Source organism: Homoserinibacter sp. YIM 151385 (assembly GCF_027912415.1).
Classification (GTDB): domain Bacteria; phylum Actinomycetota; class Actinomycetes; order Actinomycetales; family Microbacteriaceae; genus Schumannella.
On the sequence record NZ_CP115175.1, the window covers coordinates 1,769,409 to 1,784,495 of the forward strand.

15 protein-coding genes are annotated in these 15,087 nt (G+C 72.4%); 10 read left to right on the plus strand and 5 right to left on the minus strand.

The annotated features are described in order from the left end of the window. Positions 1-3 precede the first annotated feature (3 nt). The 4 genes from OF852_RS08585 (at position 4) to OF852_RS08600 (ending at position 3,344) form a co-directional block, all read left to right on the plus strand. Complete coding sequence (locus OF852_RS08585) at positions 4-492, plus strand: YajQ family cyclic di-GMP-binding protein (RefSeq protein WP_271118751.1); 489 nt, start codon at positions 4-6, stop codon at positions 490-492. A 47-nt stretch (positions 493-539) separates the two neighbouring features. Then, positions 540-2,003, plus strand: coding sequence for a cardiolipin synthase (gene cls / locus OF852_RS08590; RefSeq protein WP_271118752.1), 1,464 nt, complete (start codon positions 540-542; stop codon positions 2,001-2,003). Between the two features lie 98 nt (positions 2,004-2,101). Next, positions 2,102-2,884 carry an endonuclease/exonuclease/phosphatase family protein gene (locus OF852_RS08595; protein WP_271118753.1) on the plus strand — a complete coding sequence of 261 codons (783 nt, stop codon included), beginning with the start codon at positions 2,102-2,104 and terminating at the stop codon, positions 2,882-2,884. Between the two features lie 40 nt (positions 2,885-2,924). Beyond that, the gene (locus OF852_RS08600; RefSeq protein ID WP_271118754.1) at positions 2,925-3,344 is read left to right on the plus strand and encodes a DUF1801 domain-containing protein; all 420 of its coding nucleotides are present in this window, start codon (positions 2,925-2,927) and stop codon (positions 3,342-3,344) included. Positions 3,345-3,384: 40 nt separating this feature from the next. Here OF852_RS08600 and OF852_RS08605 read toward each other — a convergent pair whose 3' ends face one another. The 3 genes from OF852_RS08605 to ubiE are packed head-to-tail and all read right to left on the minus strand — an operon-like array spanning position 3,385 to position 6,624. Then, positions 3,385-4,737 carry an FAD-dependent oxidoreductase gene (locus tag OF852_RS08605; RefSeq protein WP_271118755.1) on the minus strand — a complete coding sequence of 451 codons (1,353 nt, stop codon included), beginning with the start codon at positions 4,735-4,737 and terminating at the stop codon, positions 3,385-3,387. Between the two features lie 58 nt (positions 4,738-4,795). Next, positions 4,796-5,860 (minus strand): polyprenyl synthetase family protein, encoded by a 1,065-nt coding sequence (locus OF852_RS08610; protein WP_271118756.1) that lies wholly within the window; start codon positions 5,858-5,860, stop codon positions 4,796-4,798. Beyond that, complete coding sequence (gene ubiE, locus OF852_RS08615; RefSeq protein ID WP_271118757.1) at positions 5,857-6,624, minus strand: bifunctional demethylmenaquinone methyltransferase/2-methoxy-6-polyprenyl-1,4-benzoquinol methylase UbiE; 768 nt, start codon at positions 6,622-6,624, stop codon at positions 5,857-5,859. Before ubiE ends, OF852_RS08610 begins: the two co-directional genes overlap by 4 nt. Before the next feature lie 44 nt (positions 6,625-6,668). On the opposite strand from ubiE, the gene OF852_RS08620 reads away from it, so the two are divergent. Further along, a complete protein-coding gene (locus tag OF852_RS08620; protein ID WP_271118758.1) occupies positions 6,669-7,916 on the plus strand; it encodes an isochorismate synthase in 1,248 nt (415 codons plus the stop codon). A 39-nt stretch (positions 7,917-7,955) separates the two neighbouring features. Here OF852_RS08620 and OF852_RS08625 read toward each other — a convergent pair whose 3' ends face one another. Both OF852_RS08625 and OF852_RS08630 read right to left on the minus strand, forming a co-directional pair. Further along, positions 7,956-8,600 carry a hypothetical protein gene (locus OF852_RS08625; protein WP_271118759.1) on the minus strand — a complete coding sequence of 215 codons (645 nt, stop codon included), beginning with the start codon at positions 8,598-8,600 and terminating at the stop codon, positions 7,956-7,958. Further along, positions 8,593-9,552 carry a sugar-binding transcriptional regulator gene (locus OF852_RS08630; RefSeq protein WP_271118760.1) on the minus strand — a complete coding sequence of 320 codons (960 nt, stop codon included), beginning with the start codon at positions 9,550-9,552 and terminating at the stop codon, positions 8,593-8,595. The genes OF852_RS08625 and OF852_RS08630 overlap by 8 nt, the downstream gene beginning before the upstream one ends. A 164-nt stretch (positions 9,553-9,716) precedes the next feature. Between OF852_RS08630 and OF852_RS08635 the strand changes: the two genes are divergently transcribed. Genes OF852_RS08635 through OF852_RS08655 form a run of 5 tightly spaced genes read left to right on the plus strand, consistent with a single transcriptional unit; the run spans position 9,717 to position 15,085 of the window. Beyond that, the gene (locus OF852_RS08635; protein WP_271118761.1) at positions 9,717-10,388 is read left to right on the plus strand and encodes a KpsF/GutQ family sugar-phosphate isomerase; all 672 of its coding nucleotides are present in this window, start codon (positions 9,717-9,719) and stop codon (positions 10,386-10,388) included. Beyond that, a complete protein-coding gene (gene xylB / locus OF852_RS08640; RefSeq protein WP_271118762.1) occupies positions 10,385-11,851 on the plus strand; it encodes a xylulokinase in 1,467 nt (488 codons plus the stop codon). The genes OF852_RS08635 and xylB overlap by 4 nt, the downstream gene beginning before the upstream one ends. Further along, positions 11,851-12,525 (plus strand): transaldolase family protein, encoded by a 675-nt coding sequence (locus tag OF852_RS08645; protein ID WP_271118763.1) that lies wholly within the window; start codon positions 11,851-11,853, stop codon positions 12,523-12,525. The genes xylB and OF852_RS08645 overlap by 1 nt, the downstream gene beginning before the upstream one ends. Further along, on the plus strand, positions 12,522-13,589 hold the full coding sequence (locus tag OF852_RS08650; RefSeq protein WP_271118764.1) for an NAD(P)-dependent alcohol dehydrogenase: 1,068 nt from the start codon (positions 12,522-12,524) through the stop codon (positions 13,587-13,589). Before OF852_RS08645 ends, OF852_RS08650 begins: the two co-directional genes overlap by 4 nt. Then, entirely contained in the window at positions 13,586-15,085 is a 1,500-nt protein-coding gene (locus OF852_RS08655) for a sugar ABC transporter ATP-binding protein (protein WP_271118765.1), read from the plus strand. The genes OF852_RS08650 and OF852_RS08655 overlap by 4 nt, the downstream gene beginning before the upstream one ends. Positions 15,086-15,087 lie beyond the last annotated feature (2 nt).

A 15,087-nucleotide genomic window follows, 5' to 3' on the forward strand; every position in this document is an offset into this window, starting at 1 on the left:
TCCATGGCAGATTCCTCTTTCGACATCGTCAGCAAGGTCGACAACATGGAGGCCCAGAACGCGGTCGGCCAGGCGCAGAAGGAGCTCGCGCAGCGCTACGACTTCAAGGGCGTCGGCGCGAGCGTCGAGTGGTCGGGCGAGAAGCTCCTGCTCAAGGCGAACGCCGAGGAGCGCGTGAAGGCGGTGCTCGAGGTGCTCGAGCAGAAGCTCATCAAGCGCGGCATCACGCTCCGCTCGATCGACGCCGGCGACCCCTACGCGAGCGGCAAGGAGTACCGCATCGACGTGTCGTTCAAGAACGGCATCGCCTCCGACGACGCGAAGAAGATCTCGAAGATCATCCGCGACGAGGCGCCGAAGAGCGTCAAGAGCCAGATCCAGGGCGACGAGCTCCGCGTGCAGTCGAAGAGCCGCGACGACCTCCAGTCGACCATGGCCCTCCTCAAGGGCAAGGACCTGGATGTCGCGCTGCAGTTCGTGAACTTCCGCTAGGTCGCGGCGCGACCCGGGCCGTCGCACCCGCCCGATAGGCTCCGGATGTGGAGCCCGGGTCGATCGCATTCATCGTCACGATCGCGCTCCTCGTCATCGACTTCGTCATCCGCGTGCTCGCGATCGTCCTCATCCCGCGGAACCGGCGACCGCAGACGGCGACCGCCTGGCTGCTCGCGATCTTCTTCCTGCCGTACCTCGGCATCCTGCTGTTCTGGCTGCTCGGCTCCAACTACCTGCCGAAGCGCCGCCGCGAGAAGCAGGCCGAGATCAACCGCTACATCGAGGAGACGACGGAGGGCATCGACCAGGTCACCCGCACGGGCGCCTGGCCGTCCTGGCTGGAGTCGATCGTCGAGCTCAACCGCACGCTGGGGGCGATGCCGCTCGTCGGCGGCAACCGGGCGAAGCTCTACGACGAGAACGCGGTGGCCCTCGCGGCCATGGCGAAGGCGATCCGGAAGGCGGAGCGCACCGTCCACTGCGAGTTCTACATCCTCTCCCTCGACGACGAGACGGCCGACTTCTTCGACGCGCTCGAGGAGGCCGTCGCGCGCGGCGTGAAGGTCCGGGTGCTGCTCGACCACCTCGGCAACTGGCAGTACCCCGGCTTCCGGCGCACGAAGAAGCGCCTCACCGCGATGGGCGCCGACTGGCACCTCATGCTCCCCGTGCAGCCGCTGCGCGGCCGGTATCAGCGCCCCGACCTCCGCAACCACCGCAAGCTCCTCGTCATCGACGGCACGGTCGGCTTCACCGGCTCGCAGAATGTCATCGAGACTCCGTACCAGAAGCGCGGGAACCACCGGAAGGGCCTCCACTGGAAGGACTTCATGGTGCGGTTCGAGGGGCCGGTCGTCGCCGCGATCGATGCGCTCTTCGTCACCGACTGGTACTCCGAGACCGACGAGCTGCTCACCCGCGAGGTGACGACGCCCGTCCGCCCCGTCACGAACGGCCGGCTCGACTGCCAGGTCGTGCCGAGCGGGCCCGGCTTCGAGGGCGAGAACAACCTCCGGCTGTTCAACTCGCTCGTCTACGCGGCGCAGCGCCAGCTCATCATCACGAGCCCCTACTTCGTGCCCGACGACTCGATGCTCTACGCGATCACCACGGCCGCGCAGTCCGGGATCGACGTGCAGCTCTTCGTCTCCGAGATCGGGGACCAGTTCTTCGTCTTCCACGCGCAGCGCAGCTACTACGAGGCGCTGCTCAAGGCCGGCGTGCGGATCTTCCTCTACCGCTCGCCGACGGTCCTCCACGCGAAGCACATGACGGTCGACGAGGAGGTCGCCGTCATCGGATCCTCGAACATGGACATGCGCTCCTTCACCCTCGACCTCGAGATCTCGGTCATGATCCGCGACCGCGGCTTCGTCGAGCGCCTCCGCGCCGTCGAGGACCTCTACCGGCTCGAGAGCCGCGAGCTCACGCTCGACGAGTGGATGGGCCGCCCGCTCCGTCTCCACGTGCTCGACAACATCGCGCGGCTCACGGCGGCGGTGCAGTAGCCCCCGAGCGCGGCCCGGCGGCCGCCGCAGGTGAACAGTCGGCGACGCGCGGGCGAGCTGCCCGCATCCGGCTCCACGACCTGCCTATGTTCGAACGCGTGACGACGACGGCAGACGCCAACCGCATCCGGGTCATCAGCGCGAATGTGCGCATCCCCGTCGACGAGGGGGATGCGAGCTGGGAGGCGCGGGGCCCCCTCCTCGCGAGGACGCTCGCCGACGCGCAGCCGGACCTCATCGGCACGCAGGAGCTCACCAGCCTGCAGGCCCGCGACCTCCTCGAGGCGATGCCGGGGATGCGGATGCTGGGCCGCGACCGCCGCGGCGGGCGCGATGACGAGCACTGCGCGATCCTCATCCGCGACGACCGCCTGGAGGTGCGCGAGCACGGCGACTTCTGGCTCTCCGACACCCCCGACCTCGTCGCCAGCATCACCTGGGGGAACGCCTTCCCCCGCATCACCACCTGGGTGCGGGTGCGCGAGCGGGCGACCGGCCGCGAGCTCGTCCACGCGAACACCCACCTCCCCTACCGACCCGAGGATGCGGACGCCCGCGAGCGCGGCGCCCGGCTCATCCTCGACCGCCTCGAGGAGATCGCGGCCGGCGACCCGATCGTGCTCACGGGCGACTTCAACTGCGGGCCCGACTGCGCGGTCCACGAGATCCTCAGCGAGTCGCTCGCCGACGTCCACGACGAGGGGCCGCACACCGGACCCGACGGCACCTTCCACGGCTTCACGGGCGAGCCCGGCGAGCGCATCGACTGGGTGCTGCAGCGCGGCCTCCGCCTGCGGGCCGCCCGCACCATGGACGAGCACGAGGGCACCGTCTGGCCCTCCGACCACTTCCCCGTGCTGGCCGAGCTCGACTGGCGCTGAGCCCTCGACTCGCGCCCGCGCACGGGCCTACCCTGTCGGCATGGCCGGGCAGAAGACCCTCCCCCACGACGGCTCCGTCGACGCCTACCTCGCGGGCATCGAGCCGGAGCGTCGACGGCGGGATGCGGTGGAGGCCGTCGCCCTCGCGCGCGAGACGACGGGCGCCGAGCCGGTCATGTGGGGTCCGAGCATCGTCGGCTTCGGCTCGTACCACTCCCGCTCCGCGAGCGGACACGAGGGCGATGCGCCGCGCGTGGGGCTCTCCGGCCGGAAGACCGCGCTCACCTTCTACGGCCTCCAGGACCACCCCGAGGCCGGCCCGCTCCTCGTCCGCCTCGGGCCGCACACGCTCGGCACGGGCTGCGTCTACGTGAAGGATCTCGGCCGGCTCGACCGCGAGGTGCTCGTCGAGCTGCTGCGCCTCGCGTGGGCCTCCGAGCGCACCGGCGAGCAGGGCTGACGCGCGGGCGTCCGCATCGGGCGCTCCTCGATCAGCGGGCCTATTCGCCGCGCGAGACCCGCACCATCTCCTCGCGGGGCACGACCTTCACGCGGGCGCGGCCCTCGGGCTCGCCGAGCCCGATCTCGTGCTCGTCGAGGCGGTGCCAGCCCTCGAGGTCGGTGTAGGCGACGCCGCGCTCCTCGAGCAGCGCCGTCACGGCCTCCTCCTCGGGGTGGGCCGGCGTCCACCAGCTCGCCTGGTCGTTGACGAGGTGCTTGATCGTCTCCATCGCATCCGACTTGGTGTGGCCGATGAGGCCGACCGGTCCGCGCTTGATCCACCCCGTCGCGTAGACGCCCGGCACCTGCTCGTTGTGGTGGTCGAGCACCTGGCCCTCGTGGTTCGGGATGACGCCGCGCTCGGCGTCGAAGGGCACGTCCGGCAGCTCGGAGCCGAAATAGCCGACCGCGCGGTAGATCGCCTGGATCGGCACCTCGCGGATCTCGCCCGTGCCGCGGATGCCGCCTGCGCCATCCGGCTCGGTGCGCTCGTACCGGAACGCCGACACCGCGCCGTCCTCGCCCGCGACGACCTCGACCGGCTTCGCGAAGAAGTGCAGGTGGAGGCGACGCGAGGCCGAGCCGGTCTCGCGCTGGCGCCACTGGTTCAGGACCTTGTCGATCACGAAGACCTGCTTGTTCGACGAGATCGCGTTGCGCGAGGCCTCGTCGTAGTCGAAGTCCTCGTCGTGGACGATCATGTCGACATCCCGCAGCTCGCCGAGCTCGCGCAGCTCGAGCGGCGTGAACTTCACCTGCATGGGGCCGCGGCGGCCGAAGACGTGCACGTCGGTGACGGGCGAGGAGCTCAGCCCCTCGTAGACGTTCGCCGGGATCTCGGTCGGCAGCAGGTCCTCGGCGTGCTTCGCGAGCACGCGTGCGACATCCAACGCCACGTTGCCGACGCCGACGACCGCGATCGACTGCGCCTCGAGCGGCCACTCGCGCGGGTAGTCGGGGTGCCCGTCGTACCAGCTGACGAAGTCGGCGGCGCCGTAGCTGCCGGGGAGGTCGATGCCGGGGATGTCGAGGTCGGCGTCCTTGACGGCGCCCGTCGAGAAGATGACCGCGTGGTAGTGCTGCTTGAGGTCGTCGAGCGTGAGGTCCTCGCCGAAGCGGACGTTGCCGAAGATGCGGATGTCGCCGCGGTCGAGCACGTCGCGGAGCGCCGTGATGATGCCCTTGATGCGGGGGTGGTCGGGGGCGACGCCGTAGCGGACCAGGCCGTAGGGGGCGGGCAGCTGGTCGAACAGGTCGATCGACACGTCGAAGGCGCGCTCGTGCTTGAGCAGGATGTCGGCGGCGTAGATGCCGGCGGGGCCGGCGCCCACGATGGCGAGACGGAGCTTCATGGGGAGTCGTTCGTCCTTTCGGCGCGGTCGTCCGCGCGGAGGTGCTTCGGAGCCGTGGTCAGTTCGAGCGCTCGACGATCGCGTCGGCGAATCGCGTGAGGGCCTTCTTGACGGGCCCCTCGGGGAGCGGTGCGAGCGCGGCGACCGCCTCGGCGGCCCAGCGGCGGGCCTCCTCGAGCGTCGCCTGCGTGGCGGGATGCGCGCGCAGCTGCGCGATCGCGGCCGCGAAGTCGGCGGAGGCGGCCGGGTCGTCGACCGCGCCCTCCTCGGCATCCACATCCCGCTCGATCCGCGCGAGGAGCTCGGCGGAGGCCGCGTCCTCGGCGGCCATGCGGCGCAGGTGGATGAGCGGCAGGGTCGGGATGCCGGCGAGCAGGTCGGTGCCGGCGCGCTTGCCGGTCTGCTCGGTCTCGGCCGAGAGGTCGATCACGTCGTCGACGAGCTGGAACGCGACGCCGACGCGCTCGCCGAAGACCTCGGCGGCGGCCCGGAACTCGTCGGGTGCGCCCGAGTAGAGGACGCCGATCTGCGAGGAGGCGGCGATGAGCGAGCCGGTCTTGTCGGCCAGGACCTGCAGGTAGTGGGCGACCGGATCCTCGCCGCCCTGCGGGCCGAGGGTCTCGTGGAGCTGGCCGAGGCAGAGGCGCTCGAAGGTGCGCGCGTGGAGGTCGAGGCCAACCGCGCCGAGGCTCGCGATGAGCTTGCCGGCACGCGCGAAGAGGAGGTCGCCGGCGAGGATCGCGACCGAGTTGCCCCAGACGGACTGCGCGACGGGGACGCCGCGGCGCAGCTCCGCCTCGTCCATCACATCGTCGTGGTACAGCGAGGCGAGGTGGGTGAGCTCGACCGCGGCCGCGCCCGTGACGACATCCGGGACGACGCCGCCGCCGAGCTGCGCGGTGAGGAGCGCGAGGGTGGGGCGCACGCGCTTGCCGCCCGCCTCCAGCAGGTAGCGGCTCATCGCATCCGCCATCGGGTCGGCGAAGCGGACCTCGGCGCGCAGGCGCTCCTCGACGAGCTCGAGGCCGTCCTCGACGGCGGCGGCGAGCCGGCGCTCGGCAGGGCTCGCGAGGACCTTCTCGCCGAGGCCCAGCGAGCCGGTCAGGGTGGGGGTGCGGCTCACTCGGCACCGCCCTGGGGGCGCGGCGAGCGGGTCGCGCGGCGCTTCGCGACGTGCGCGCGCACCGCCGCGTCCACGGGCTTCCGACCGCGGTGGAGGGCGACGACGCCGGCCGTGAGGTTCCGGTATGCGACCCGCGTGAACCCGACGCCGCGGATCCACTGGCTCAGCGTGCCCTGATCCGGCCAGTCCTCGATGGACTCCATGAGGTAGCCGTAGGCGTCCGGGTTGCTGCTCGAGGCGCGCACGATGAGCGGCATGATGCGCTTCAGGTACACGCGGTACCCCGCGCGGAGCAGCACGCGCGGCGGCTTCGAGAACTCGCAGATCACGAGCCGGCCGCCGGGCTTGAGCACCCGGTACATATCGGCGAGCGCGATGCGCGGCTGCGAGACGTTGCGGAGGCCGAAAGAGATCGTGACCGCGTCGAACTCGTCGTCGCCGAACGGGAGCTTCATCGCATCGGCCTCGACGAACTCGATGCCGGGGTGGCGGCGTCGCCCCTCCTCGATCATGCCCGCCGAGAAGTCGACCGCGACGACGCTCGCGCCGTGCTTCGCGTACGCCGCCGCCGACGCGCCCGTGCCGGCCGCGACATCCAGGATGCGCTCGCCGGGGCGCGGGTCGACGGCTCGCAGCGTCGCGACGCGCCACAGCTGGTCGTTGCCCACCGAGAGGATGGAGTTCGTCCGGTCGTAGCCGCGCGCGACCTGCGAGAACATGCCGGAGACCTGCTCCGGGTCCTTGCTGAGGTCCGCCCTGCTCACAGCCCCCGATCCTACCGAGATCCGGCTGGGTAGGATCGGGGATCGTGAGCACCCTTGCGGACGACGTCCCCGCCTTCCGGGTGACGACCCGCGAGATCGCCCCCGCCACCTCCCTCCTCCCGCTCCTCGATGCGCGGCATCCGCTCGTCTTCGTGCGGCGCGGCGAGGGGGTCGCGGGCCTCGGCGAGGCCCTGCGGCTCGAGTTCTCGGGGCCGGATCGCTTCCGGGAGGCGGCCGCCGCCTGGAAGCGGATCGCGGCCGCGGCGAGCATCGAGGACCCGATCCGGCGCTCCGGCTCGGGGCTCGTCGCGTTCGGCGCCTTCGCCTTCGACGACGCCTCCGCGCGCGCGAGCGTGCTCATCGTGCCGCGCGTCGTGATCGGCCGACGCGACGGCGTGACCTGGACGACGACAATCGAGACGCCGGGCGAGCCGCTCGTCGAGCCGAGGCTCGCCGCCGCGCCGCTCGGCGACGAGTACCGCATCGCCCTCCACCCCGGTCGTCTCGACGGCGAGGGATACCGTGCCGCGGTGGGCGCGGCGGTCGAGCGCATCGAGGCGGGCGAGGTGCGCAAGGTCGTCGTCGCACGCGACCTCGAGGGGCGGCTGCCGGAGGGCGGCGACCTCCGCCGCGTGCTCATGGAGCTCGCACTCGGGTACCCCGACACCTGGAGCTTCGCGGTCGACGGGCTCATCGGGTCGAGCCCCGAGACGCTCGTCCGCGTCAAGGGCGGCCAGGTCTCGGCGCGGGTCCTCGCGGGCAGCATCGCCCGCGGATCGGATGCGGAGGCCGACCACGCGGCCGCGGTCGCCCTCGCGACGAGCACGAAGGACCTCGACGAGCACCGCTTCGCGGTCCGGAGCGTGCTGCAGGCGCTCGAGCCGCACGCGCGCACGCTCGCCGGGAGCGAGATCCCCTTCACCCTGAAGCTGCCGAACCTGTGGCACCTCGCGAGCGACGTCGAGGGCACCCTCGGCGACGGCTCGACCGCGCTCGACCTCGTGGGCGAGCTCCATCCGACGGCCGCCGTCGCGGGCACGCCGACGGATGCCGCGCTCACGCTCATCCACGAGCTGGAGCCCTTCGACCGCCAGCGCTACGGCGGCGCGGTCGGCTGGGTGGATGCGGCCGGCGACGGCAAGTGGGCGATCGCGCTCCGCAGCGCGGAGGTCGCCGAAGACGGCCGGATCACCGCCTTCGCGGGCGCCGGCATCGTCGCGGGCTCCGACCCCGACCAGGAGCTGGCCGAGACGAAGCTGAAGTTCCGCCCCGTCGTGGAGGCCTTCGGGTAGACCCCGATCCCGCTCCTCGACCGGCGGGGACGAGGCCTCTCAGCCGAGCAGGTCCGCCCAGCGGTCGGCGCCGCCGGCCGCGAAGAGGTCGGTGCCGACGACGAGCCAGTCGGCGCCCGCGGCGATCGCGTCGTCGGCGATGGCGCGCGTCACGCCGCCGTCGAGCCCGATCGGACGGCCCGGTCCCCCGGCCTCCCGCAGCTCGGCGACCTTCGCGAGCACGCGCCGGTCGAAGGCGCTGCCGGCCTGTCCGGGCACGATCGACATGCACATGACGGGCAGCCAGGACGGCACGGCGGCGGCCGGGGTCGCGAGCGAGACGGCGATGGCGGCCCGGCATCCCCGCTGCTCGAGGCGGTCGACGGCGGTGCGCCACCCCGTGGACTCGGCGTGCACCACGACGGTGTCGCAGACCTCGGCCCAGGCGTCGACGATCGCGAGGGGCTCCTCGGCCATGAGGTGCGCCTCGCCGGTCATGCCGGTGGTCTCGGCGATGCGCGCCGCGGCCGCCGGGTCGAAGCCGCCCGCGACGGCGAAGCGGCCGTCGGTCATGTCCCAGTGCAGGCGCCGCATCCCGCGCTCCGCGAGCGCGCGCACGGCATCGATGCGCGCGTCCTCCGGCACCGACCAGAGCGAGCCCGCGACCGCGACCGCGCCGGACGGGCCTCCCGCGACCTCAGCCACCGGCCGCCGCGAGCACGGCCTCCGCGAGCCGGTCGTCGGTGACGAGGCTCGTGATGAGGCCGGCACGGGCGACCGCGCGGATCGCGGTCGCCTTCTCGGCGCCGCCCGCGACCGCGATGACGCGGGGGACGTCGACGAGCTGCGCGGAGCTGATGGAGACGCAGCGGCGCTGGAACTCGGGGTCGACGAGCGAGCCGTCCTCGCGGACGAGGATGCCGGCGATGTCGGCGACGCAGCCGAGCGCCTCGGCGCGCTCGACATCCGCGGCGGGGAGCACCTCGCGCACCTGCGTGCTCGCGGGATTCCAGCTGCCGACCGAGAGCACCGCGGTCGTCACCTCCGGGAACAGGCGGATGGCGCTGCGGATGTCGGGGTGGCTCTTGAGGCTCTCGGCGGTCTCGACGTCGCGCACGAACAGCGGCGAGAAGATCGGGTAGACGGCGCCGCCGGAGCGCTGCGAGATCTGCCGCACGAGCTCGATGGGCGAGGTCGCGAGGTCGCCCGCGACGAAGCCGGTGAGCTGGACGACGGTGACGCGCGGCAGCGAGGCGAGCTGCGTGGTCGTCGCGGTGAGGGTGCGGCCCCAGGTCATCCCGAGCACCTCGTCCTCGCGGAGCGTGGTGCTGAGCAGGTGGGCCGCGGCGGCGCCGACCTGCTGGCGCACGCGCTCCTCGTCGCCGGTGGCGCGCACCACGGTGCACTCGCCGATGCCGAGGACCTCGCGGAGGCGCTCGGCGAGGATCTGGTCGGGGACGCCGTGGTCGTCGATCGTGATCCGGACGACGCCCTCCTCCCGGGCGCGGGCGATGAGCCGCGCGACCTTGAAGCGCGAGATGCCGAGACGCTCGGCGATCTCGACGCGGGGGACGTCGTGCTCGTAGTGGAGCCTCGCGACCTGCACCATCAGGGTCCGGTCGTCGGGGGTCTCTCCCGGAGGCGGCGTTGCGCTCATATGAGCGATTACATCACGTTCTTGTTGCATATGTGCTCACGATGCCTATGATGGCCCAGGTCGAGCCATACGCTCAACTGACCAGCCGATCCGCTCAGATGAGCATCACTTCGATCCACGGCCCGCGTGATCGGCTCCCCCGCTGCGATGAAGGAGTACCCCCGGTGAGTGTCAACGGAGACGTCCTCGACGTGGCGCGCCAGCGTCTCGCCGCGGAGGCCGACGCCATCACCGCCCTCATCGCCGGGCTCGACGAGGACTTCGTCCGCGCCGCCGCCCTCATCCTCGACACCCCCGGCAAGGTGTTCATCGGCGGCTCCGGCACCTCGGGCGCCGTCGCGCGCCGGATGGCGCACGTCTTCTCCGTCACCGGCACCCCCGCCGTCTTCCTCTCCCCGATGGACGCCCTCCACGGCGCCTCGGGCGCGATCGGCCCGGCCGACGCCGTCATCCTCATCTCGAACGGCGGCGCCTCGAGCGAGGTCATCGAGTCGGCCCGCATCGCCGCCTCGCACGGCGCCCGCATCATCGCGATCACCCGCGGCCACGAGACGCCGCTCGCGCGCGAGGCCGACCACAGCCTCCTCGTCGCCGTGCACGGCGACGCCGACATCGGCGGCACCATCGCGACCGGCATCACGCTCGCGCAGTCGGCGCTCGGCGACGCGCTCGCCGAGGTCCTCATGCGCGCCCGCGGCTACACCTGGGCGCAGTTCATGCACACCCACCCGGCGGGCGCCGTCGGGATGCGGGAGCAGCTCCCCGAGGACCTGCCCCGTCTCGAGCTGCCCGGCCTCGACGAGCTGCCCGCCCGCGCGAAGACGGTGCGCGCATGACCGAGGTCGTGATGGGCGTCGACAGCTCGACGCAGTCCTCGACGGTCGAGCTCCGCGAGCTCGCGACGGGCGCGCTCGTCGCGACCGGCCGCGCGCCGCACCCCGTGACCCACCCGCCCGTGAGCGAGCAGGACCCCGAGGCGTGGTGGCAGGCGCTCGTCGCCGCGAGCCGCCAGGCGCTCGAGGCGGCCGGCCGCCCCGTGCGGGTGCGCGGCATCAGCGTCGGCGCCCAGTGCCACGGCCTCGTCGCGACGGATGCCGCCGGCGCCGTCATCCGCCCCGCGAAGCTCTGGAACGACACCACCTCCGGCCCGCAGGCGGCCGCCGCCCTCGAGCGCCACCCCGCCGCCTGGTGGGCGCAGGAGCTCGGCGTCGTCCCCTCCGCGGCCCTCACGATCACGAAGCTCGCCTGGCTGGCCGAGCACGAGCCGGCGTCGCTGGCCCGCATCCGCCGCCTCTCGGTGCCCCACGACTGGATCACGACCCGGCTCACGGCACGCCACGTCACCGACCGTTCCGACGCCTCCGGCACCGGCTACTTCCAGGCGACGACGCATCGCTGGCGCCCCGAGCTGATCGCCGAGGTCGCGGGCGAGGGCGACTGGGCGAGCATGCTGCCCGAGGTCCTCGGCCCCGACGAGGCCGCCGGCACGATCACGGCGGAGGCCGCGGCCGAGCTCGGCGTCGACGCCGACGCGCTCGTCGGCGCGGGCGGCGGCGACCAGCACCTCGCGGCGCAGGGCATCGGACTCCTCGAGGGCGAGATGGCGTACAGCCTCGGCACCTCGGGCGTCGTCTTCGCGACGAGCGCGGCGCCGGTCCACGACCTCTCGGGCGAGATCGACGGCGTCGCGAACACGACCGGCGGCTACCTCCCGCTCGTCTGCACGCTCAACGCCGCGAAGGTCACGGACGCCGCGGCCCGCCTCCTCGGCGTCGACCACGCGGAGCTGAGCCGCCTCGCGCTCGCGGCGCCGACCGCCCCCGACCGTCCCGTCATGGCCGCCTACCTCGACGGCGAGCGCTCCCCGCGCATGCCGTGGGCGCGCGGCATCCTCGCCGGCATCTCGACCGGGATCACCCGCGAGCAGCTCGCGCTCGCCGCCTACGAGGGCGTCGTCCTCGGGCTCGAGCGCGGCGCCCGCCGCATGGCCGAGTTCGGGGTCCCCGCCTCGGGCCGCGCGATCCTCATCGGGGGCGGCGCGAAGTCGGAGGCCTACCGCCGCATCGTCGCCGACCTCTCCGGTCGCGAGGCGCACACGGTGGATGCCGCGGAGGCGACCGCGCGCGGCGCCGCCGTGCAGGCCGCCGCCGTCGTCCGCGGCGAGACCGTCGCGGCCCTCACCGCCGAGTGGGCGCCCGCGACGACCTCCATCACGACCCCCGAGCACGATCGCGGCGGCGAGCTGCTCGAGCGCTACGACCGGCTCGCCCGGGTGCAGGCCGAGGGGAGGACCTTCTGATGCTCTACCTCGACAGCGCCGACGCCTCGCAGGTCCTGCCGCTCCTCGGCACCGGCCTCTACGCCGGCGTCACGACGAACCCGCTCATCCTCGACCGCGCCGGGCTCTCGGCGCGCGACCTCCCCAAGCTCCACGCCCGACTCCGCGACGCCGGCTGCCGCCGCTTCTTCGCACAGGCGACTGGCGAGGATGCGGGCGCGCTCCGCGAGACCTCGGCCCGCATCGCGGAGCTCGGCGACGAGGTCGTGGTGAAGCTCGTCGCGAGCGAGCCCGGCCTCCAGGTCGCCCGCGAGCTCGCCGACGCCGGCCGCGAGGTCCTCGTCACCGCGATCTACCACCCGTCGCAGATGCTGCTCGCCGAGGCCGCGGGCGCCCGCTGGGTCGCCCCCTATGTCGGCCGTGCGACGAGCGCCGGCCGCGACGGCATCCAGCTCGTCCGCGGACTCGCCGCGGCCGCAGGTCCCCAGGCGCCCCGCATCCTCTCCGCCAGCCTGCGCAGCGTCGACCAGCTCGCCGAGGTGGCCGCCGCCGGCGCCCACGACCACACCGTCTCGATCGACATCGCCCGCGCGATGCTCGCCGACGAGCTGACCGTCCAGGCCGCCGCCGACTTCGAGACCATCGCGCAGGGCGCAGAGCCCGGCACCCCGACCCCCCAGGAGACGAGAGCATGAGCGAGATCCCCGCCACCATGTCCGCGAGCGTGCTGCGGAAGATCCACGACATCGCGATCGAGGAGCGCCCCACGCCGACCCCGGCCGCGGACGAGGTCCTCATCGAGGTCGCGAGCGTCGGCGTCTGCGGCTCGGACGTCCACTACTACGCGCACGGCCGCATCGGCGACTACGTCGTCGAGCAGCCCATCGTCCTCGGCCACGAGCTCAGCGGCCGCATCGTCGCGGTCGGCGCCGATGTCGACCCCGCCCGCGTCGGCCGGCGCGTTGCCGTCGAGCCGCAGCGCGCCTGCCGCGTCTGCGACTTCTGCAAGGCCGGCGACTACAACCTCTGCCCGCACATGGAGTTCTACGCGACGCCGCCCATCGACGGCGCCTTCTGCGGCTACGTCACCATCCAGGACGACTTCGCCTTCGACCTCCCCGACACGATCAGCGACCACGCCGGCGCCCTGCTCGAGCCGCTCTCGGTCGGCATCGCCGCCGCGCAGAAGGGCGGCATCAAGGTCGGCGACCGCGTCCTCATCGCCGGCGGCGGCCCCATCGGCATCATCGCCGCGCAGGTCGCGAAGGCCTTCGGCGCGATCGAGGTCGTCGTCTCCGACATCAACCCGGCCCGCCGGGAGCTCGCCGAGCGGTACGGGGTGACCCGCACGATCGACCCGACGCAGGAGTCGCTCGACGGCCTCGACGCCCACGTCTTCATCGACGCCTCGGGCGCGACCCCGGCCATCACCGCCGGCATCCGCGCGACCCGCCCCGGCGGCACCGTCGTCCTCGTCGGCTCGGCGGACGAGATCCCGCTCTCCGTCCCGGACGTCGCGATGCGCGAGCTCAACGTGACCGGCATCTTCCGCTACACCGGCACCTGGCCGATCGCGATCGCGCTCGTCGAGTCCGGCCAGGTCGAGCTCGACTCCCTCGTCACCCACGTCTTCGGCCTCGAGCAGGTCGAGGAGGCGCTCTCCGGCGACGGCGCGCTCGACAGCCTCAAGCGCATCGTCGTCCCCGGCACCGCCCGCATCGACGACCCGGTCGCCGCCGCGCGAGGGGGTGTCGCGTGACCGAGCCCCGCCTCTCCATCCGCGGCGTCGCGAAGTCCTTCCCCGGCGTCAAGGCGCTCGAGGAGGTCTCCTTCGACGTCCGCCCCGGCACCGTCCACGCCGTCTGCGGCGAGAACGGCGCCGGCAAGTCGACGCTCATGAAGATCATCAACGGGATCTACCAGCCGGATGCCGGCGAGCTCCGCGTCGACGGCGAGCCGATCAAGGTGCGCAACCCCATCGAGGCGCGTGCGCACGGCATCGCGATGATCTCGCAGGAGCTCAACTACGTCCCCGACATGACGATCGCCGAGTCCTTCTTCATGGGCCGGCTGCCGCACAAGGCCGGCAAGGTCGACTGGCGCTTCATCAAGAAGGAGGCCGCCCGCATCCTGCGCGAGGAGGGCCTCGACTACTCGGTCTCGCGCCGGCTCGGGAGCCTCACGGTCTCCGAGGTGCAGATGCTCGAGATCCTGCGCTCCGTGTACCACTCGGCCGACATCCTCATCATGGACGAGCCGACCTCCGCGATCGCCCACCGCGAGGTGGAGTCGCTCTTCGCGAAGATCCGCGTGCTGCGCGAGCAGGGCAAGTCGATCATCTACATCTCGCACAAGATGGACGAGGTCTTCGAGCTCGCCGACGACGTGACCGTGCTCCGCGACGGCTCCGTCGTGAGCAGCCAGGCGGCCTCCGAGATCACGCCCTCGCAGGTCATCGCCGAGATGGTCGGCCGCGACCTCGATCACCAGTCGTACCCGAAGGAGCGCGTCGAGATCGGCGAGACCGTCCTCGAGGCGAAGGGGCTCGCACGCGAGCTCACCTTCGAGGACATCTCCCTGCGCGTCCGCAAGGGCGAGATCGTGGGGCTCGCGGGCCTCATCGGCGCCGGCCGCAGCGAGGTCGTCCGCTCGATCTTCGGACTCGACAAGCTGGATGCCGGGACGGTCGAGGTGGAGGGCCGCGAGGTCCGCATCTCCTCCCCGAAGAAGGCGCTCGCCGAGGGCATCGCGATGCTCTCCGAGGACCGCCGGCTCGTCGGCATCATCCCCGAGCTGAGCATCAAGAAGAACGCGACGCTCGCGAGCCTCAAGAAGGTCATCCGCGGCGGATTCACCCGCCGCCGGACCGAGCAGCGGCTCGTCGACGAGTACTTCACGCGCATGAACGTCAAGGCGCCGAGCACCGAGACGCTCATCCAGTCGCTGTCGGGCGGCAACCAGCAGAAGGTGCTGCTCGCCCGCTGGCTGATCGCCGAGCCGAAGGTGCTGCTCCTCGACGAGCCCACGCGCGGCATCGACGTCGGCGCGAAGTTCGAGATCTACAAGATCATGACGCAGCTCGCGTCGCAGGGCCGCGGGATCCTCATGATCTCCTCCGAGCTCCCCGAGCTCATCGGCATGTGCGACCGCATCTACGTCATGTCGGCGGGACGCATCACCGCCGAGCTGTCTCCCGAGCAGTACTCGCAGGAGACGATCCTCACGCACGCCATGAACGAGATCGAGGTTGGTTGACC